Origin of the sequence: Nocardia wallacei (assembly GCF_029869545.1) — a bacterium.
Lineage (GTDB): Bacteria > Actinomycetota > Actinomycetes > Mycobacteriales > Mycobacteriaceae > Nocardia > Nocardia wallacei_A.
In genome coordinates, this window is sequence record NZ_JARWQD010000311.1 from 1 (window position 1) to 17,827 (window position 17,827).

Annotated in this window: 20 protein-coding genes and 1 pseudogene; 5 read left to right on the plus strand and 16 right to left on the minus strand. The window is 72.1% G+C overall.

What is annotated here, in order from left to right:
• Positions 1 to 1,203: 1,203 nt before the first annotated feature.
• A pseudogene (locus tag QH290_RS27800) lies at positions 1,204 to 2,322 on the plus strand (enoyl-CoA hydratase-related protein); the annotation flags it as partial.
• Here the strand turns inward: QH290_RS27800 and QH290_RS27805 are convergent.
• On the minus strand, positions 2,212 to 3,366 hold the full coding sequence (locus tag QH290_RS27805) for a hypothetical protein (protein ID WP_280386121.1): 1,155 nt from the start codon (positions 3,364 to 3,366) through the stop codon (positions 2,212 to 2,214). The pseudogene QH290_RS27800 and the gene QH290_RS27805 sit on opposite strands and share 111 nt — an antisense overlap.
• A 246-nt stretch (positions 3,367 to 3,612) precedes the next feature.
• Positions 3,613 to 4,293, minus strand: coding sequence for a M23 family metallopeptidase (locus QH290_RS27810; protein ID WP_280266078.1), 681 nt, complete (start codon positions 4,291 to 4,293; stop codon positions 3,613 to 3,615).
• Positions 4,294 to 4,477: 184 nt separating this feature from the next.
• Here QH290_RS27810 and QH290_RS27815 point away from each other — a divergent pair, with 184 nt between their 5' ends.
• Entirely contained in the window at positions 4,478 to 4,798 is a 321-nt protein-coding gene (locus tag QH290_RS27815) for an ArsR/SmtB family transcription factor (RefSeq protein WP_280266077.1), read from the plus strand.
• A gap of 98 nt (positions 4,799 to 4,896) precedes the next feature.
• Here the strand turns inward: QH290_RS27815 and QH290_RS27820 are convergent, their stop codons facing one another.
• Complete coding sequence (locus QH290_RS27820; RefSeq protein ID WP_280266076.1) at positions 4,897 to 5,886, minus strand: glycosyltransferase family 9 protein; 990 nt, start codon at positions 5,884 to 5,886, stop codon at positions 4,897 to 4,899.
• A gap of 198 nt (positions 5,887 to 6,084) precedes the next feature.
• On the opposite strand from QH290_RS27820, the gene QH290_RS27825 reads away from it, so the two are divergent.
• Positions 6,085 to 6,435 carry a hypothetical protein gene (locus QH290_RS27825; RefSeq protein ID WP_280266075.1) on the plus strand — a complete coding sequence of 117 codons (351 nt, stop codon included), beginning with the start codon at positions 6,085 to 6,087 and terminating at the stop codon, positions 6,433 to 6,435.
• A gap of 15 nt (positions 6,436 to 6,450) precedes the next feature.
• Here the strand turns inward: QH290_RS27825 and QH290_RS27830 are convergent, their stop codons facing one another.
• Entirely contained in the window at positions 6,451 to 7,209 is a 759-nt protein-coding gene (locus tag QH290_RS27830) for a TetR/AcrR family transcriptional regulator (RefSeq protein ID WP_280266074.1), read from the minus strand.
• Between the two features lie 223 nt (positions 7,210 to 7,432).
• Here QH290_RS27830 and QH290_RS27835 point away from each other — a divergent pair, with 223 nt between their 5' ends.
• Positions 7,433 to 8,287, plus strand: a complete 855-nt coding sequence (locus tag QH290_RS27835) for a diiron oxygenase (protein ID WP_280266073.1) — start codon at positions 7,433 to 7,435, stop codon at positions 8,285 to 8,287.
• Between the two features lie 97 nt (positions 8,288 to 8,384).
• Here QH290_RS27835 and QH290_RS27840 read toward each other — a convergent pair whose 3' ends face one another.
• Positions 8,385 to 8,843 carry an SgcJ/EcaC family oxidoreductase gene (locus tag QH290_RS27840; protein WP_280266072.1) on the minus strand — a complete coding sequence of 153 codons (459 nt, stop codon included), beginning with the start codon at positions 8,841 to 8,843 and terminating at the stop codon, positions 8,385 to 8,387.
• 163 nt (positions 8,844 to 9,006) lie between these two features.
• Here QH290_RS27840 and QH290_RS27845 point away from each other — a divergent pair, with 163 nt between their 5' ends.
• A complete protein-coding gene (locus tag QH290_RS27845) occupies positions 9,007 to 9,960 on the plus strand; it encodes a GlxA family transcriptional regulator (RefSeq protein ID WP_280266071.1) in 954 nt (317 codons plus the stop codon).
• 35 nt (positions 9,961 to 9,995) lie between these two features.
• On the opposite strand, the gene QH290_RS27850 is transcribed toward QH290_RS27845, so the two are convergent.
• From QH290_RS27850 to QH290_RS27900, 11 genes are all read right to left on the minus strand, one after another.
• Positions 9,996 to 10,712 (minus strand): 5-formyltetrahydrofolate cyclo-ligase, encoded by a 717-nt coding sequence (locus QH290_RS27850; RefSeq protein WP_280266070.1) that lies wholly within the window; start codon positions 10,710 to 10,712, stop codon positions 9,996 to 9,998.
• 87 nt (positions 10,713 to 10,799) lie between these two features.
• Complete coding sequence (locus QH290_RS27855) at positions 10,800 to 11,129, minus strand: hypothetical protein (RefSeq protein WP_280266069.1); 330 nt, start codon at positions 11,127 to 11,129, stop codon at positions 10,800 to 10,802.
• On the minus strand, positions 11,126 to 11,404 hold the full coding sequence (locus tag QH290_RS27860; RefSeq protein ID WP_280266068.1) for a hypothetical protein: 279 nt from the start codon (positions 11,402 to 11,404) through the stop codon (positions 11,126 to 11,128). The genes QH290_RS27855 and QH290_RS27860 overlap by 4 nt, the downstream gene beginning before the upstream one ends.
• Positions 11,405 to 11,502: 98 nt before the next feature.
• Positions 11,503 to 12,696 (minus strand): Dyp-type peroxidase, encoded by a 1,194-nt coding sequence (locus QH290_RS27865; protein WP_280386123.1) that lies wholly within the window; start codon positions 12,694 to 12,696, stop codon positions 11,503 to 11,505.
• Positions 12,689 to 13,219 carry a copper chaperone PCu(A)C gene (locus tag QH290_RS27870; RefSeq protein ID WP_280386125.1) on the minus strand — a complete coding sequence of 177 codons (531 nt, stop codon included), beginning with the start codon at positions 13,217 to 13,219 and terminating at the stop codon, positions 12,689 to 12,691. The genes QH290_RS27865 and QH290_RS27870 overlap by 8 nt, the downstream gene beginning before the upstream one ends.
• A 424-nt stretch (positions 13,220 to 13,643) precedes the next feature.
• The gene (locus tag QH290_RS27875) at positions 13,644 to 14,204 is read right to left on the minus strand and encodes a hypothetical protein (protein WP_280386128.1); all 561 of its coding nucleotides are present in this window, start codon (positions 14,202 to 14,204) and stop codon (positions 13,644 to 13,646) included.
• Between the two features lie 68 nt (positions 14,205 to 14,272).
• Entirely contained in the window at positions 14,273 to 15,061 is a 789-nt protein-coding gene (locus QH290_RS27880) for an SGNH/GDSL hydrolase family protein (RefSeq protein WP_280266064.1), read from the minus strand.
• Positions 15,062 to 15,164: 103 nt separating this feature from the next.
• On the minus strand, positions 15,165 to 15,359 hold the full coding sequence (locus QH290_RS27885; protein WP_280266063.1) for a hypothetical protein: 195 nt from the start codon (positions 15,357 to 15,359) through the stop codon (positions 15,165 to 15,167).
• A 127-nt stretch (positions 15,360 to 15,486) separates the two neighbouring features.
• Positions 15,487 to 16,302, minus strand: a complete 816-nt coding sequence (locus QH290_RS27890; protein WP_280266062.1) for an SGNH/GDSL hydrolase family protein — start codon at positions 16,300 to 16,302, stop codon at positions 15,487 to 15,489.
• A gap of 19 nt (positions 16,303 to 16,321) precedes the next feature.
• Positions 16,322 to 16,831 (minus strand): GtrA family protein, encoded by a 510-nt coding sequence (locus QH290_RS27895; RefSeq protein ID WP_280266061.1) that lies wholly within the window; start codon positions 16,829 to 16,831, stop codon positions 16,322 to 16,324.
• 70 nt (positions 16,832 to 16,901) lie between these two features.
• Positions 16,902 to 17,753 (minus strand): SDR family NAD(P)-dependent oxidoreductase, encoded by an 852-nt coding sequence (locus QH290_RS27900; protein WP_280386130.1) that lies wholly within the window; start codon positions 17,751 to 17,753, stop codon positions 16,902 to 16,904.
• Between the last annotated feature and the right edge of the window lie 74 nt (positions 17,754 to 17,827).

Here is a 17,827-nt window from a genome sequence, read left to right on the forward strand (position 1 = left end):
CGGCGGGCCGGGGGGGGGGGGGCGGGCGCCCCCCCCCCCCCGGGGGGGGGGGGGGGGGGCCCCCGGCCCCCCCCGCCCCCCCCCCCCCGGGGCCTCCGCCTCCGCCCGCCCCCCCCCCGCCCCCCCGCCGCGGTGCGGGCCGCGGCGGCCGATTCCGGCGGTGACGCCGAGGCCGTGATCGCCGCGCTCGACACGGTCGTCGCCGTTCGCGCGTTCGACGATTCGAGCGCCTTCGCCCGGCCCGCGCTGGGCGCGCCGGACAATGTGGCGCGGGCCGTGGCCGGGCGCGTCGGTGCCGACCCGCGCCGGGCGATCCTGGGGCCGACCGGCGGACAGGGACCGCAGCAGCTCCTCACCGAACTGTGCGGGGATATCGCGGACGAAAAATGCGATGCCGCGGTGCTTTTCGGCGCGGAGGCGATCTCCACCGTCCGCGACCTGGCGGGCCGCCCCGCCGCCGAGCGGCCCGATTTCGGCGAGCATGCCGAGGGCTCGCTGGAGGACCGCGGCTACGGCATCGAGGGGATGACCCCGGCGCAGGCCGTGCTGCATCAGATGGTGGAGCCGCTGGTGTCGTACTCGGTGCTGGAGAACGCCCGCCGGGCCCGCGTGGGCGCCTCACGGGCGGAGTACGCGCGGGCCATGGGCGCGCTGTTCAGCCGGTTCAGCGCGGTCGCCGCGGGCAATCCGCACGCGGCGGCGCCGGTGGCGCGCGACGCCGCGGAACTGATCGAGGAGAACGAGCGCAACCGGCGGGTCACCGACGTCTACACGCGCCTGCTGATCGCCCGCGAACAGGTCAATCAGGGTGCCGCGGTCCTGGTCATGTCGCTGGCGACCGCGCGGCGGCTCGGGGTCCCCGGCGAGCGCATGGTGTTCCTCGCGGGCCACGCCGATCTGACCGAACGCGAACTGCTCGCGCGTCCGGACCTGAGCCGCAGCCCGGCGGCCGTCGCGGCGGTCCGGTCCGCGCTCGACATGGCCGGGGTCAGCGCCGACCGGCTGTCGGCGATGGATCTCTACAGCTGCTTTCCGATCGCCGTGTTCAATATCTGTGACGGCCTCGGCTTGGACCCGGACGATCCGCGCGGCCTGACGGCCACCGGGGGCCTGCCGTACTTCGGCGGTCCCGGCAACAACTACTCCACCCATGCGATCGCGGAAATCGTTGCGCGCGTGCGTGATCGGCCGGGCAGCCACGGCATGGTGGTCGCCAACGGCGGCGTGCTCAGCAAACATTCGGTGGGCATCTACACCACCGCGCCCGCCGTCTGGCGCCGGTCGCGCGCGGCGACGGTGCAGGCCGAGCTGGACGCGGTGACCGGGGTGCCGGTGGCCGTCCACGCCGACGGCTGGGGCGTCATCGAGAGTTTCGTCGTGCGGTTCGATCGCGACGGGTCCCGCGTCGGCATCGTGGTCGGCAGGCTCGACGACGGCCGCCGGTTCCTCGCCAACACCCTCGCGGGCGACGGCGACCTGATGGACGCGCTCACCGGGGACGGGCAGCCGATCGGGGAGCGCGTATTCGTGCGGTCCACCGATGCGGGCAACCGGGTCGCCGTCGATCGCGAGCGGATGGACGAACTGCTGGGACACACGGTGCCCGGATTCCGCGACGACTACTCCCACGTGCTCGTCACGCGGTCGGGGCACATCCTGGAGGTGACGATCGATCGGCCCGAGTCCGGCAACGCGCTGAATGCCGCGGCGCAGCGCGAACTCGACGAGATCTTCACCGCCTTCCAGCACGACGACGATCTGTGGGTCGCGGTGCTGTGCGGTGCGGGCGAGGAGGCGTTCTGCGTCGGGCACGATCTCGCCGAGATGGCCTCACCGATGCAGCTGCTGGGGCAGCCGCGCAGCGGATTCGGCGGCCTGGTGGCCCGCGAGCTGACCAAGCCGGTGATCGCGGCGGTCAACGGCCGCGCCGACGGTGGTGGGCTCGAACTCGTCCTGGCCTGTCATCTGGTCGTCGCCGACGACGCGGCGTCGTTCGCGTTGCCCGACACCGCGATCGGGCAGTCGCCCGGGCCCGGGGTGCTGGTGCGACTGCCCCGGACCGTGGGCCGCGCCCTGGCACACGACATGATCATCACCGGGCGGCGGATCGACGCGGGCGAGGCCGTGGCGGCGGGCCTGGTCGCACGGCTGGCCCCGACCGGCAAGGCCGTCGCCGTCGCCCGGGAGATGGCCGCCGACGTCGCCGCCCGCTCACCCGTCGCCATCCGCGCGGCCCTGTCCTTCATGGCCCGCACCGACCCCGCCACCGCCCCCGACGGCCCGATCGGCCGCCCCGCCGACCTGCTCGACAACCTCATACCCCACCGCGACCCGGTGGAGGGCCTCGCCGCCCTCCGCGAGGGCCGAGAACCGCGCTGGCACACCACATTCAGGTGACCCCGCAGCGCGGCGGGCTCGCAGCACGACGCCTGCTGCGGCGGCGAGGGTGAGTGCGCCGAGGGCAGCAGCCGTCAGTACGGTCGCAGCGTCCGGGCGCAGGAGCGGCTGGGCCCGCAGGGCCTGGCGCAGCAGCAAGGCGAGCATTCCCGCGTAGCCGATGGCGAGCACGCCGATCAGGTGGGCACGGGCGCGCTCGGTCAGCCACGGATGGCGCCGCGCGAGCCAGGCCAGCGCGACCACGGCCGCGAGCAGCACCTGGATGCCGTGCAGCCCGGCGAAATGCGGAACCCGCAGGTCGCCGCCCCCGGTGCTCCAGTGTGTGATCGGCATGGTGTCCACTCCGTCGCGGACCGGGGGTGCGGACCGCATGACCGTATGCCCGGCCGACAGCTGCAGCGCGCGTCCGTCGGTGTCGCGGACGGTCTGCTCGCCGGTGAAGCCCATCAGGTAGCCGAGCGCCATCCCCGCCACGGCCAGGGCGAGCCCGGCGTGGATGGCGCGGGAGGTCGGCCGGTCCAGCAGCCGCTGCCACGACAGGGTCAGCACGATCAGCAGATTCGCGACGAACAGGCCGGGCACGCCGGAGGCGAAGACCATCTGCCCGATCTCGTTCACCCGGTCGGTGCTGTCGGCGTTGAAATGGCTGAAGGTGCCGCGGGCGGCCTGCACGACGACGAATCCCACATCGACGAACCCGGTGACCGCGAAGACGGTGCCCAGCCACCAGGTGGCCCGGGATCCCCTGTGCGGCAACGACAACAGCCACGCCAGCGTCCCGGCGTACAGCAGGAACGCCAGCCCGAACTTGAACGGCTTGAGCCAGACCGATTCGCCCAGCAGTTGTCGATGGTCGACGACCATGGCGCCCAGGCAGAAGACGGCGAGCACACCCATCGCGGCGGTGCAGGCCAGCAGCGGCCGATGCGGTCGCCGCAGGGCGGTGGCGGGAACAGCGGTGATGGTCATGGCCCGACGCTAGGATCGGCGCACCACCCCGCACGTCCCCCGCAGGTGGTATCCGCACCCGATACTCCGGTATCAGACGATGAACGGCATGCTGCGGCAACGAGTTTCGCGTCCCGGGCGGGAGGCTGCCGGGAAGGGCCTGGGCGTGCACTTTCGACCCCGAATGACCGGCCGGTGACCGACCGCGCGGCGGGCCGACCGGCGTGCACGCCCAAGCCCACCCCGGCAGCTTCCGGCGGCCGGAACTCAGTCCTGCATCGGCCCCACGTCGATACCGCGCGCGGCGAGCCACGGAATCGGGTCGATCTTGTCGCCGTTGTCGTGCGACCACACCTCGTAGTGCAGATGCGGCCCGGTGGAGAAGCCGCGATCGCCGACCGTGGCGATGATGTCGCCGGCGCGCACGTGCTGGCCGACCGTGACGAGGATGTCGTTGACGTGGCCGTAGACGCCGACGGTGCCGTCGTCCTGCTGCACCCGGACCCACATGCCGAATCCGGACGCGGGCCCGGCCTCGATGATCGTGCCGTCGGTGACCGAGGCGATCGGACTGCCGAGCGGCTCGGCGAAGTCGATCCCGGCGTGCAGGGCACCCCAGCGCATGCCGAACAGCGAGCTGAGCACCCCGGCGACCGGCCGCACCGCGGACGGGCGGATTTCCTTGGCGGCCTTGTTCATCGGCGGGGGCGGTAGTTCGGGCGGCTCGTGGGCGGCCACCGCGTTCAGCGTGCGCGGCTCGTCGGCGGCGGGTGGTGCCGCGGGGGGAAGGGTGTGCTGCAGGGCGGCGAGTCCGGGGGCGGAGCCGTCGCCGTGGCGGTCGGCGGCGGACAGGGCACCCACCGAGGCGCCGATGACCGCGGTGATCGCCACGGCCTGGGCGGCGGCCCGCCGGGCCCGGCGCGAAGGTAACGGAACGATCACGGGCATGGCTGCGAACCTACGACAGATACCGCGTGGTTCCGCAATCGTGTTGTGACCATCACAGCGCGGCAAAGTACCAGCTGAGCGATCACGGCCGGATAACGACACGCAGGTAAAACGCTCTCGACCGGGAGCGACTCCGGAGGCTCGGACCTTGACCGGCGTGTCGGTGAACGGGCAGTCTGTTTTAGTGGCGACTAACGGAGTCAGGGCCTTGGTTGCCCTTGCGGATCCGACTCGGCGCGCGATTTTCGAGGCGCTACCGCAGGCGCCCCGGGCCGTCGGGGAGCTGGCCGCGACGGTCGGGGTGAGCAGTTCGGCGGTATCGCAGCATCTTCGGGTGCTGCGCGAGGCCCGGCTGGTCATGGTCCGCCCCCACGGCAACCGCCGCCTGTACGCCCTGGACCCACGCGGCCTGGCCGACGCCCGCGACTACCTCGAGCAGTTCTGGCCGAGCGCTCTGGCGGCATACGCGGCGGCCATCTCCGACGCCGGAGCCGGGCAGGTGTGAGGCCGAGGCGACGGCTCGCCAGGGTCGAGGCAGGCCGGAGCGCGATGCGGCGGTGGCCGGTGAGCGCTCGCCGCCGCGCGGGTGTCGTGCCTCGGAAGTCAGCCGACGCGGCGGTAGGCGGCCTGGCGGCGGCGGTCTACCTCGGCGCCGGGCCACGGGCGCTTGCGCAGCTGTTTGTCGAGGGCGTCGATCACCTCGGCGACGCTGATCTCGAGCAGTCCCGGGTCGGGGGTGTCGGCGTGGTGGTCGCCGGTGCGGCCCGCCCACAGCACCACGTGCCGGCCGAGCAGGTGCGGCGGCGGTCCGCTGTGGTTGGGGGAGGTGGGCCCGAAGAGCAGGACCGTGCGGGTGCCGAAGGCGGTGGCCAGGTGCGCGACCCCGGTATCGCCGCACACCACCAGGGCGGCCTCGGCGACGGTGGCCGACAGTTCGACGAGGTTCTGCTGTCCGGCCAGCACGTGCCGATGCGGCAACCCCGCGCGCGCGGCGATGTTGAGCGCGATCTCGCGTTCGAACTCGTCGCCGGTGAGCACCACCTCGCGCCCCTGCACGAGCAGGTGCCGCACCACGGCGGCGAAGCGCTCCGGGGGCCAGCGCCGGGCGGGCGAGCCCGCGCCGATGTGCACGACCACGCAGTCGCGGTGACTGGTGGTGGCCACGGGCGGCACCAGCCCGAGATTGCGGCGGTCGGCGGCGATCCCGTCGGATTCCAGCAGATGGCACCACCGGTCGACGTCGTGCATGTCCTGCTGCCAGACCGGCCCGTCGAGGTCGGGGAAGGCGGGATTGCGGTAGGTGAGGATGCGGGCGGGATTGGTCTTGCCCAGCTCCACGATGCCCTCGGTCCCCGCGCCGTGCAGGTTGACCGCCAGCGCGGGCGGTTCCCCGTCGTAGCGCAGGCTTTCCGGGTCCGGGGTCGGCACCATCTCATCGATCGACGCGATCATGTCCACGATCGGTTTGAGCCGATGCGGGGCGGCCAGCGCGATGTGATCATGTGGCCTGGCCCGGCGCAGCGCGCGAAGAGCCGGGACTGCGGTGAGGAGATCACCCAGCCCACGTGCGCGCAGCACGAGTACAACCGCCACCCTCTTCTCCTAGCCATCCACCATGCGACCCACGACAACCCGACCCACTGCGCCCCCCGCGCCGGACGGCACGGCATGGACTGAGAGAGCCACTTGGAGAGGACTACCCGGGGTATCCGGGGCCGAAACTCGCAATCGTGGCGATTTCTACTACCGAATGTCGTTGACTGCGGGGTAGATCAACTACTCTGTGTAGTCATGACATTCGTCTACAACCTGATGATCGCGGCGCATCTGCTCGGCCTCGCCGCGGTCATCGGCGGCTACGCCTCCGGTCGGCCGCGGGTGAACGAGGTGATGGTCTGGGGCGCGCGGGCGCAGATCGTTACCGGGGTGGTGCTGGTCGGGATGGCCGAGGGGATCGACTCCCTCGACAAGAATCTGGTCATGGCCAAGGTGATCGTGAAGCTGGTGATCGCGGTCGCGGTGGCGGGGTTCGCCGAGGTCGCGCACGCGGATGCCAAGCGCGGCAAGGCGGTTGCGTGGATGGCCGATGCGGCGGGCGGGCTGGCGATCGTCAACGTGCTGGTCGCCGTGCTGTGGACGTGAGCGCCGGGGACGCGCTCAGCGGCGGGAGAACGCGGCGTGCAGCGGTCGCCGCGGATCCAGGTCGATGCCGTTGCGACGCGCGGAACTCTGGGCGAGCGCCGCGATGATCGACGCCAGGTAGCCGACGAACTCCTCGATCGGCATCGGGCGCTCGGGTAGCCGGTCCGCGCCGATCCACCAGTCGGTGGCGGAGGCGACCGCGCCGAAGGTCGAGTAGACGATCATCTCGGTGCCGTCGAGATCGATGTCACGGGTTGCGGCGGTGCGGGATTCGGCGTCCGGCTCCGCGCCGACCGCCGCCGCGAGCAGGTGGGCGGCCCGCCGGGCGGACTGCCTCGCCGACTGCAGCGCGCGCTCGGAGTCGTCGGAGCGCTGGGTGAAGTGGCCGTGCATGAGAAACCGGAACACGTTGGGATGCTCGGTCACCACCAGCGCGTACTCGGTGGCCGCGCGCCGCACCAGTTCGGCCGCCGGATCGTGGGTGAGGTCGATGCTGGCGGTGATGCGCTCCCACAGGATCTCGGCCATGCGGTCGGTGACGGCGTCGTAGAGGTCGATCTTGTCGGCGAAGTGGCGGTAGAGCTTGGGTTTGGCGGCGCCGGCGGTCCGGGCGATATCGCCCATGCTCACCTCGGGGCCGTGCTCGTCGAGGGCGCGCAGCGCGGCGTCGACGAACTCGGCGCGGACGCGCCGCCGGTGGTCGCGCCAGCGTTCGCTGCGGGCGTCGACCCGGGTGCCGTTCGCGGAGTGCATCTGCCTGCTGCCTGCTACCACTTCGGTGATGCTACAAGCCGGAATCGGGGACGGCGCCGCAAATATCGGTCGCGGCAACGATTTCCGGGGGCGGTCGAGACCGGGGTGACCGGTGTGGTGATCGCGGATGTGCGGCGTTGACATCGGGTGAGACGGCGCTCACACTCGTCACTATACTCGGAACCGGCGGTACTGGATACCCGCCGGTTCGCGGTGATTCGGCGAAAGTTCGTGAGGGACAACGATGTCCGGCGGTGGCTACGATTCTCCTCCCGGTCCGGCCGCCGAGCTGGATCGTTTTCCGCGGCATCGGATTTCGCTGCACGCGCGGTGGCTGTGGTGGCGGCTGGACCAGACGCAGCGCCGGGAGCTCGGCCGGCGGGAGCTGGCGCGGCTGCTGGATGCGGGCATGTGCGCACAGGCGGTGCTGTCGCTGCTGCGGGCCCCGGAGGCGGGCGGCCACGGCGAGGACCTGACGGGGCTGACGGTGGTGCTGCTCGAGGGTTCCGACCGCAATTCGACGATGTTCGTGCGTCTGGTCGCCGCGACCGGGCTGGTGCCGTACCGGCCGCCGCTGCGGGTGCGGGTGGCGGCGCGACTGGCGCCGTGGCTGCCGCCGGTTCCGGTCGATCGGGGGCTCGCCGGGTTGATCGAGCAGCTGGCGGCGCAGCTGGCGGGCTCGCTGGCCGACGATCCGGGGCGGCAGACGCAGGTGCGCCGGGCCGCGCGGCTGCGCCTGCTGACCGGGGTGCTGCATCTGGAGCGGGCCCGCGAGGACCTGATCGGTGCCGTGGGGTCGCGGGCGCCGCTGGCGACGGCACTGCGTCGATGGTCCCTGGCGGCGGCGCTGGCCGCGGCGCACGCGGTGGTGAACCATCCGGAGGTGTACCGCACGGCCGGGATCGGTCCGGGCCTCCCGGCGGCCGGAACGACCGGCCGCTACGGTCCGGTCGTCCGGTGCGGCCGGACGGCATGGCACCGCGTCCACCGCCGGTCCGCCCGCGCGAGCGAGCTACGGGCCGTGCCGGAGCGGGCGCTGCCGCCGTCCACTCGGGGGACGGGCGGGGAGCGGGACGGCCCCGGCCACCGGGCCGAATGACAACGCGGTCCGGCAACGGGGCGCATGCCACCGCGCGAGCGGTCGACGAGCGGGCCGCCGGGCTCTGCGGCGCGACGACATTCTCGGCGCGGCATTCTCAGCGCAGCGGCAGCTCGATCCCGCGCTCCTCGGCGGGACGGGGGCCGAAGATGCGACGCTCGGACTCGGCGATCCGGGTGTCGTTGATGCTGGCCTCGCGGCGGCGCATCAGGCCCGAGTCGTCGAACTCCCACAGTTCGTTGCCGTAGCTGCGCCACCACAGGCCCGCCGCGTCGTGCCATTCGTACTGGAAGCGCACGGCCATGCGGTGACCGCGGAATCCCCACAGCTGCTTGCGCAGTGCGTAGTCGAGTTCGCGCTCCCACTTGCGGGTGAGGAACGCGACGATCTCGTCGCGGCCGGTGACGAACTCGCCGCGGTTGCGCCACACCGAATCCGGCGTATAGGCGAGCGCCACCCGCTGCGGATCCCGGGTGTTCCAGGCGTCCTCGGCCAGCTGCACCTTCTCGCGGGCGGCGGCTTCATCGGTGAACGGCGGCAGGGGCGGTCGGGTCACGGTAGGTCCTTCCGGTCGGAGGTCACGATGTCGGCGACGGCGGGACCGTCGTCGGCACGGCGTCGCGCGGACTTCAGGATCGCCTGGGTATCCCAGCCACCGCCGTGTCCTTCAGGACACGAACCCCACACATGCAGACATCGCGGGTTGCTAGTGTCGCGGCATGGGCAGACAGGTGGCCGTGCTGGCGTTCGAGGGGGTGCGGCTGCTGGATACCACGGCGGTGCTGGAGGTGTTCAGCACGGCGAACGCCCTGGGCGGGCGGTACGAGATCACGCTGTGCTCCCCGGCCGGGGAGCCGGTGACCACCGCGTCGGGCACCCGGCTGCTGGTGGACGCCGCGTATTCGGCTCTCGCGCAACCACATACCGTGCTGGTGCCGGGCGGTCCGGCGCTGCCGCACGCACCGGTTCCGCCCGAACTCGTGGCCGCGCTCGGCGAGTTGTCGGGCCCGGCGCGGCGGGTGGCCTCGGTGTGCACGGGCGCGTTCGCCTTGGCACAGGCCGGGCTGCTGACCGGCCGCCGCGCGACCACACACTGGCGGCATGCCGGGCGCCTGGCCCGCGCGTATCCGGGGATCACCGTCGAACCGGACGCCATCTACGTCCGCGACGGCGCCGTGCTGACCTCGGCCGGGGTGAGCGCCGGGCTGGATCTGGCGCTGGCGCTGGTGGAGGAGGACGAGGGTCCCGCGCTGGCCCGCGACGTGGCCCGCGATCTGGTGATCTTCCTGCAGCGTCCCGGCGGACAGTCCCAGTTCTCGGTGGCCGCCCGCACCCCGCGCCCGCGCCGCGACGGCCTGCGCGCGGTCCTGGACGCGGTGCTCGCCGACCCGGCCGGAGATCATTCCCTGACCGCCATGGCCGCCCGCGCCGCCGTCAGCACCCGGCATCTGACCCGCCTGTTCGGCGACGAATTGGCCACCACGCCAGCCGCTTTCGTGGAGTCGGCGCGGGTGGAGGCCGCGCAGGCCATGCTCGAATCCGGCGAATCGGTGACGGCGGCGGCCCGCCGCTCGGGACTGGGCAGCGACGAATCGCTGCGCCGCGCCTTCCTCCGGCACCTGGGCATCACCCCGTCGGCCTACCGAGCCCGCTTCCGCACCACGGCCCGCTGACCCGCGCGGCGGTACCGGGGGACTCGAGGTTTACCTCAGCGCAACGCGTAGCGTGCGGCGAGGGCGGGAATGGCGGCGATCTTGTCGGCGGGCAGCGAGTCCCAGCGCAGGCCGGGCGGGCGGTGCGGCTCGTCGCAGCGGATCACCGCGTCGGGGGTGACGATCAGGTCGACGCGGCAATCGTGGTCGGCCTCGGGCAGTTCGTCGTCGACGACCTGCAGCCGGTGCACGGTGGTGGCGATGAGGGTGCGCTCATCGATCAGCCCGACCTCCTGCAGCAGCGCGATCTCGATATCGGAGTACCCCGCGCCCTTGCCCAGCCGCACACCCCGGCGATTGACCGCGACGCTGCCGAGCACGATCAGGTCGATCGGCAGCATCTCGTCGACCTCCACATTGCGGGCGATCCGCACGGCGATGTCCTTGCGGGCGGCCTCGGCCGCCGGGACCGGGAGATACGCGGGATCGAGCAGGTAGAACGGCTTGGCCGCGGCGAGGCGCGGGCAGGCCATGTAGATCAGCTTCCCCGCGGCCAGCGCGTGCCGCCGCACCGGTAGCTGGGCGGTATCGGGCACCGTGGTGATCACGCGCGCGGCGCGCCACTCGGGCAACTCGGCGAGCCGGTCGGCGGCGGCCGCGGCGCCGACGAATTCGGGAATGTTGCAGGGCGCGCCGTCGGGCACCGCGCGCTCGTGGGCCAGCAACGACCAGATGCGTTCCCGCACCACCTGTTTCGCGTGATCGACACTCACTGCGCCACTCCTCTGGTTGCCGTCGGCACCGGTGCCCCCGCGCCGGTCCGCTGATCGATCGGACGAAGCCGCAGCGGTGCGCGATGCTCAGCCCGCTCGCCGTGCCGGATGCAGGCGGGACAGGGCCATGCGGGCCTCGGCGCGGGAGATGAGCTGGTCGTCGTCGAGTTCGGCGATGGCGGCCTCGAGCCACTCACGGACCAGCGTGGACAGGCCGATCCCGCGTTCGGCCGCGAGCTGTTTGAGCCGGGTGTGCAGGCGCAGCGGCAGCCGGATGGAGCTGGTGATCATGATGTCCTCGTCCGGCGGCAGCGGCGGCGGTACCTGTTCCGGGGATACCGGGTCGTCGCTGAAGGTCAGCCGGTCCAGGAATGCCGTCACCTCCTGCGGGGTGGACGGGAAGTCCTTGTCGCTCATCGCCGGTTCTCCTGTTCCCACTGTTCGAACACCGTCAGTTCGTCGCCGCGCATCTCGCGGGCGCCGATGATCAGCCACGTCCAGCTGTCCTGCCGGCGGGCGGCGACGATGAGCGGCCGCCCGGCGTCGGTGCGGGCCCACAGGGTGAGCACCGCGACGTTGCCGTCGTGGGCGAGCCGCGGCCACCGCCGCCTGCTCTCGAGGATCTGCCGAACCTCGGAGGTCTCGATGCCGATCAGGTGAGCGAGCGCCCAATCCGGCCACTCGAAACCCATGACCTCATACTACGCGCGTAGTAACTGCTGCTGGCAGGGTTTTGTGCGCAGAACCGGTCGGCCGGTTGCGCTGTGGCAGGCGACGGCGGCGGATTCACTCACCCCTCGAACAGCGGCCGCCCGACGTAGTCGCCCGGCCCGGACGCGCCGGGCGCGATCGCGAAGACCGCGGATCCGACGGGCGTCGTCCAGGTGTTGAGCGCGTCGAATTCGGCCAGCCGGGCCTGCACCGGCAGGAACTGGGTGTCGATATCGCGCTGGTAGGACGCGAACAGCAGGCCCGAATTCGAGGTGGCGCCCGGTGCGGGGGCGTCGTCGTAGTTGTAGCCGCGCCGCAGGAACCGTTCGCCGTCGGTGGTGTGGTGGGCGCGGGCGATATGCGACGAGGGCGGAATGACCGGAATGCCGTTGCGGTCCACGGCCGCGAAATCCGGTTCGTCGAATTCGCGGGTCCCCGTCAGCGGCGCACCGGTGGCGATGCGCCGCCCCACCGTGAGCTCGCGGCCGTCGGCGTCGAGTTCGTCCCAGGTGTCGAGGTTCATCTCGATCCGGCGCAGCACCAGCGAGGTGCCCCCGGCCAGCCAGGGGTGGGTGGCGCCGTCGTCCCAGACGAGCCGATCGAACTCGCCCGGTTCGACGTTGACGGTGCCGTCGACCTGACCCATCAGATTCCGCATCGTCTGGCCCCGCGCCGCGTTGCGGAAGCCGCGCTGCACCCACCGCACCGACACCAGCGAGGTCACGCTCTTGCACAGCGCCCGCACCGCGTGCGAGACCGTCGTCGCCTCGTCCGCGCAGACCTGCAGCAGCAGGTCCCCGTCGCCGTAGGCGGGGTCGAGCCGGTCGATCGGGAACCGCGGCAGCGGCCGCAGCCAGCGCGGGCGTGCCGACTCCAGCCCCGCGACGGTGAACAGCCGCGGCCCGAACCCGATGGTGACGGTGAGCCGCGCCGGTCGCGCGGCCAGTTCGGGTTCGGTGTCGGCGAGCGCCGGGCGGCCCCGGGTGAGCCGGGCGGCGTCACCGGTCCACAGCTTCAGCAGCCCGGCGATATCGTCGCGGCCGGTCCCGGGCCGCAGGTCCAGCGCGACGAAGGCCGCGTGTCGCTGCGGCGCGGTCGCGATGCCGCCCTGGTGGGGTCCGTAGCACGGTTCGGTCGCCTGCGCCGGATCCGGTTCGGACTCGGAGTGCGCGAATCTCTCGGCGCTCCAAGCGATTCCGGCGGCACCGGCGATTCCGGCCGCGGCGGCGCCCCCGCCGAGCAGGCGCCGTCGCGACAGCCGCGGCTCAGCCACCGTGCGCGGCGGGGGAGTCGCCGGTGGGTGCGTAGTTCTCCTTGTTGCCGGGGAAGTCGCGCACCTGAGCGGTGAAGGTGGTGCTGGAGCCGTCGGCGAACTTCAGCGTGATCGGCACCTCCGAGCCGGTGCGCAGCGGCGCCTTCAGATCCATGAACATCAGGTGGTCCGAGCCCGGTTGCAGCGTCGCGCTCCCGTGCGCCGGGACGGGCATGCCACCGGCCTTGGGGCGCATCGTCTTCGAGCCGTTGGTGTCGACGGTCTCGTGGATCTCCATCCGGCCCGAGGCGGGGCTGGTGGCGTCGACGATGCGGGCCTCGCGGTCGGAGGTGTTGTCGAATTCGGCGAAGGCCGCGGACATGCCGTGGTCGGCGGCCTTGATCCACTGCTCGGCAACCCGCACCGAATCGGCCTGGGAGGCCGCAGCGGTGTCGTTCCCGGACGAGCAGCCGGTGAGTACGACCGGGACGGCGAGGACCGCGACGGCCAGGCCGCCGAAGCGGGCGAAAGTGTATGTGGACATGGAGAACTCCGTTTCTGAGAGGTAGGGGACACCACCGTCCGGTACGCCGTGGCCGTCGAGCGCGCACGCAATCGCGCGGCACGCAACCGTGAGCAGCGGACGCTCACGCTGTCCGTGCCCGCGGCACGCGAGACCCACGCGGAGCCAGGCCATCCGAGGGCGCACCGCAGCCGCAGTGCCCGGTTCGCCGCCGTCGTGTCCGACGAGCCCTTCCGAGCACGGTGCGCCGTGTGCGGCATGGACCGCCGATTCCGGGTGCTACATCGACCCCCGAGTGCGGTCCGGATCGGCGACGGCTGGTTGCGGACGGTGCCGGGCTCGGCTGTGCCGGTTTCCCTGTCGGCGCGGACCTGCGTCCGCGCGGATCTGTCGGCCGGACTCACGGCGGGGTGCCGGGACGGCCTCGCGATCCGGGCGGGTCAGGTCACGCGATCGCGAGACCTACCGAACGGTGGAGGAAGAAGGCCGGGTCCCGTGGTGGCCCGCGCCGCCCGATACCCGAACTGATCAGCAGGCGCCGCGGCGCCGCGCCCCCGGTGTGGCGGGGGAGGAGAGGGGACCCCGGCGGCGCGGGCACGGAAGCCGCGAGCGCGACCACGGCCCGCCGCACACTCGACAGGGCGCGGCCGAGCGCGACCTCGGCGCCGCGAATGAGCAAGGCGCCCACCGGAATCGCCACCAGGTGCGCGATGAGCATCGCGGAGCTGAACATCGCCGGATGACAGTGCTCCGGCGACATCGACAGCGCGGCATGCCCGATCGCCTGCCCCGCCGCGAGCATGAGCATCAGCCGCGGCAGCCCGCTACCGATCGCGGAAACCAGGACTCCGGTGAGCGTGCACGCGGTGACGAGCAGGGTGAGAGCGGTGGATCCGACCGCGATCGCGCCACCACCGAGCGCATGAGCGGCAATACTCACGGCCCCCGACGCCGCGCCGACGCACGCGCCACGCAACCGCGCCGCAGGATCCGCCGATGACCGCACCCGGACATCGTACGGTCCGCGGGACCGGCCGCGGCGTTCAGTCCGGGTGGCGCCCGCCACAACCCGGATCAGTCGGCGATCGGCAGCAGCTGCGGGCGTTTGGCGGTCACGCCCGCGCCGGAGGACACCCCGCGCAGGCGCCGCCCGATCCAGGGAGCCATATGCAGTGCGGCCCACCGCAATTCGGCCGCGACCAGTTCGGTCAGGCCGCGCCGCAGCGGCGGCAGCGGCTGCCGCCAGCTGCCGTCGGCACCCGGAAGGCGCAGGGTATCGGCGACCGCGCGGGCGACCAGATCGTGGCCGAGCGGATTGAGATGCAGGCGATCCTCGGCCCACACCCGCGGGTCGGTGGTGGCCGCGACCGGCTCGAAATCGACGAGGATGACGCCGGGCCGCCGGGCCAGCTCCCGCACCCGGGCATTCATCGCCCGCACGCGCGCCGACAGCGGCCGCACGATCGGGGCCACGCCGCCGATATCGGGATAGGTGAACGTCACCACGCGGGCACCGGCGGCGGTGAGCGCGGCGAACATGGCATCGATGTCCGCGAGTACCGCGTCCTGGTCGAAGCGGGGGCGGATCAGGTCGTTCATTCCCGCCACCACGGAGGCGAGGTCGGGCTCGAGCGCGAGCGCGGGCCCGAGTTGCTCGGCGCGAATGGCGGCCGCCCGCCGTCCGCGCACCGCCAGATTGGCATACGCCGACCGGGGATAGGCCCGTGCCAGGTGATCGGCCAGGCGATCGGCCCAGCCGCGATGACCGCCCCGGCCGTCGGGGTCGCCGACACCCTCGGTCTGGCTGTCACCGAGCGCGACGTACCGCGAGATCGGCCGCCCTGCTGCGTTGTCCGTTGTCACCTGCACCTCCACGGAGCCACTGCGGAGAGCACATGGTACGTCGCGGTGGAAAACGGCCCGGAAACAGCAGTCGGCGGTATTCCCCCGCTCGTGTTCCCGCGCGTCAGGCGGAACCGGGGCCGTGCGGGTCGATGTGGTCGTGGAGGGTCTCGACGAGGCCGCTCATCGCCACCAGTGAGGATTCGTCGCGATAGGTGATCCCCGGAAACTGGTCGGTGGACGCGATGAAGATGCGATCGGGCGCGGACCACTGCACGCGAATCGCGGAGAGCCGAATGCGCCGGTCGATGTCGTCCATCGGGGGCCTTACACATCGTCGTGCCGACCAGGGTCGAATGCAGCATGACACACCGTCGCGTCGCGCGGAAGCGGGCCGCTGCCGCCGGTGGGGAGCCGGTCCGGCACGGCGCGAGTCGGCGCGGTATTCAGCGCCGTGGCGCGGCGGTGGCGAGGTGGGCGAGGACGAGGTCGGCGACCGCGGCCATCCCGGCGGCGGTGGGATGACAGGGCGCCCCGGGATAGTGACGGCCGGGGGCCGGGACATAGAAGTCGACGGTCCACGCATCGGGCGTACCGGCGGCATGCGCGAGGCTGGGCGTGCGCACGTCGACGAGGTCGGCCCCGGCGCGGGCGGCCGCCGCCGCGGTGTGGGTGGCGAGCGCCTCGGCGAAGTGCCGGTAGTTGCGGTCGACGGCGGTATCGGCCGTCGTCGCGGGGCCGAGCACCGACAGATAGTTCACCACCAGCACCCGCGCGTGCGGCGCCCGCTCGCCGACACCCTCGAGCACCTCGGTGATCCGCCGCTCCACGGTGTGCAGGCGATGGTTGACCGCCGTCTCGTCGCCCAGTTCGGCCAATTTCGGCAGCAGCCGCAGCGGCCGCGGCAGCCGGCGCGCGATCAGATAGGGGGTGAGACCGATATCGTTGCCCCCGATCGTGACCGTGACCAGATCCGTGTCCGCATCGACGGCCTCGAGCTGCGGCGGCTGCCCGAACTGGCGTTCCCGCAGAATGTGCTCGCAGGTGGCGCCGCTGCTGGTGACATCGGTGAGCCGCAGCCCGGCCGCGCTCGCGACCCGATGCGGATAGTTGTTGTGCGAGCGCCCCGCCAGCCGCGGCGACTGCCGCACCCGCGGCGCGATCCCCGGCCCCGACGCGTACGAACTGCCCAGTGCCACATAGCCGCGGCCGCGCCACCGATCCAGCCCCGCCGCCCCGCCGTGCTCGAGCATCGCGCCCATCTCCCTGACGATGCCCGGATCAGAGCAGCTCGTATTCGGCCGCGCGCAGATCGTCGGGAAATACGAAGCGGCGCAACGCCCAGAACCGGAATCCCATCGCCAGCACCACGCCGAGGATCTGCCCGGTGACGAAGTTGGCCACCGCCTGGGTCGGCGCGCTGACGTGCGGCACCCGGATGTCGAACAGGTACAGCGAGATCGCCTGCGGGATCAGGGTGACGCCGATGGACAGCGCGCTCACCGCGAAGAACAGCGCGGCCTCGTGGTGGCGCTGGCGGCCACCGCGGGTGTTGAACGACCACTCCCGATTCAGGATGTAGGACACGATGGTGGCGATCAGCACGCCGAACGCACGCGCGGTGAGCGGCTTGTCCTGCAGCACGGTCAGTTTCAGGGCGTACACGACGCCGGTATCGACGAACCAGGTGATCGCGCCGACCACCGCGAACTTCATCAGCTCCTGATGCTGAACGAGTTTGGCGCGATAGGTTTCCGGCAGCCGATCGAGGACGGGTTGCACCAGCGACACGGCACCCACCATAACCGGGCCCGCCGTCGGCGGCATGCGCTGCGCGGATTCGCGCAGGCAGGGCGCGCTGCTACTGCGGCCGCGACGGCGCCGGTAGCCCCACCAGATCCGCGCACACCCGCGTCAACCGATCACCCAGCGCGTCGTCCTGGGCGACCCGGGAAGGAGCCTTGACACGATCCTTCTGGAAATAGCATCCGGTCACCGCCGCCAGATCGGCATCGGTCGCCAGCGAGGCCAGCCGCCGCCCACCCTCCTCTGCGGGCACCATGAAGATCCGCTTCACCGCCCCCATCACCGGCTTGGTGAACCACGGCAGGAAATCCCAGATCCCGGTCGACACCGCACCGGGATGAAAGGCGTTGGCCGTCACCCCCGTACCCGCCAGCCGCCGCGACAACTCCCGCGCGTACAGCACATTCGCCAGCTTGGACCGGCTGTACGCCTTCTGCCCGGAATAGCCACGCGCACAACCGAGATCGTCCAGATCCACCGTCGCGCCGTAATGCATCACCGACGAGGTGAACACGATCCGCGACGGCGCGCTGTGCACCAGCCGATCCAGCAGCAGCTCGGTGAGCAGGAATCCGCCCAGGTGATTGGTCGCGAAGGTGGACTCCAGCCCGTCCGCCGTCTCGCCGCGGGAGAAGAAGAATCCGCCCGCATTATTGGCCAGCACATCGAGCCGGGGGTAGTCCTCGCGCACCGTGCCAGCCAGCCGCCGCACCGAATCCTGCGACGCCACATCGCATTCCACGGTGTCCACCGCGCCCGCCCCCGCCGCGCGCACCGCATCGGCCGCCGCCGCGAGCTTGTCCGGATTGCGTCCCACCAGCACCAGCCGATCGCCCCCTGCGGCGATCTGCCGTGCGGCCGCCAGCCCGATGCCTGATGTCGCCCCCGTAATCAGGATCGTCCTCATACCCCACCACCATGCCAGATCCGCCCGCCCCTGTCCTGCCACACCGAGACCACCCCTACCACCGCGAAACACCT

What these genes read in the sequence shown, in the direction of transcription:
- QH290_RS27855 (WP_280266069.1), bottom strand. Translation starts at nt 11,129, where the DNA reads ATGAGCGACAAGGACTTCCCGTCCACCCCGCAGGAGGTGACGGCATTC.
- QH290_RS27900 (WP_280386130.1), bottom strand. Translation starts at nt 17,753, where the DNA reads ATGAGGACGATCCTGATTACGGGGGCGACATCAGGCATCGGGCTGGCG.
- QH290_RS27810 (WP_280266078.1), bottom strand. Translation starts at nt 4,293, where the DNA reads ATGCCCGTGATCGTTCCGTTACCTTCGCGCCGGGCCCGGCGGGCCGCC.
- QH290_RS27825 (WP_280266075.1), top strand. Translation starts at nt 6,085, where the DNA reads ATGACATTCGTCTACAACCTGATGATCGCGGCGCATCTGCTCGGCCTC.
- QH290_RS27805 (WP_280386121.1), bottom strand. Translation starts at nt 3,366, where the DNA reads ATGACCATCACCGCTGTTCCCGCCACCGCCCTGCGGCGACCGCATCGG.
- QH290_RS27860 (WP_280266068.1), bottom strand. Translation starts at nt 11,404, where the DNA reads ATGGGTTTCGAGTGGCCGGATTGGGCGCTCGCTCACCTGATCGGCATC.
- QH290_RS27870 (WP_280386125.1), bottom strand. Translation starts at nt 13,219, where the DNA reads ATGTCCACATACACTTTCGCCCGCTTCGGCGGCCTGGCCGTCGCGGTC.
- QH290_RS27885 (WP_280266063.1), bottom strand. Translation starts at nt 15,359, where the DNA reads ATGGACGACATCGACCGGCGCATTCGGCTCTCCGCGATTCGCGTGCAG.
- QH290_RS27845 (WP_280266071.1), top strand. Translation starts at nt 9,007, where the DNA reads ATGGGCAGACAGGTGGCCGTGCTGGCGTTCGAGGGGGTGCGGCTGCTG.
- QH290_RS27890 (WP_280266062.1), bottom strand. Translation starts at nt 16,302, where the DNA reads ATGGGCGCGATGCTCGAGCACGGCGGGGCGGCGGGGCTGGATCGGTGG.
- QH290_RS27835 (WP_280266073.1), top strand. Translation starts at nt 7,433, where the DNA reads ATGTCCGGCGGTGGCTACGATTCTCCTCCCGGTCCGGCCGCCGAGCTG.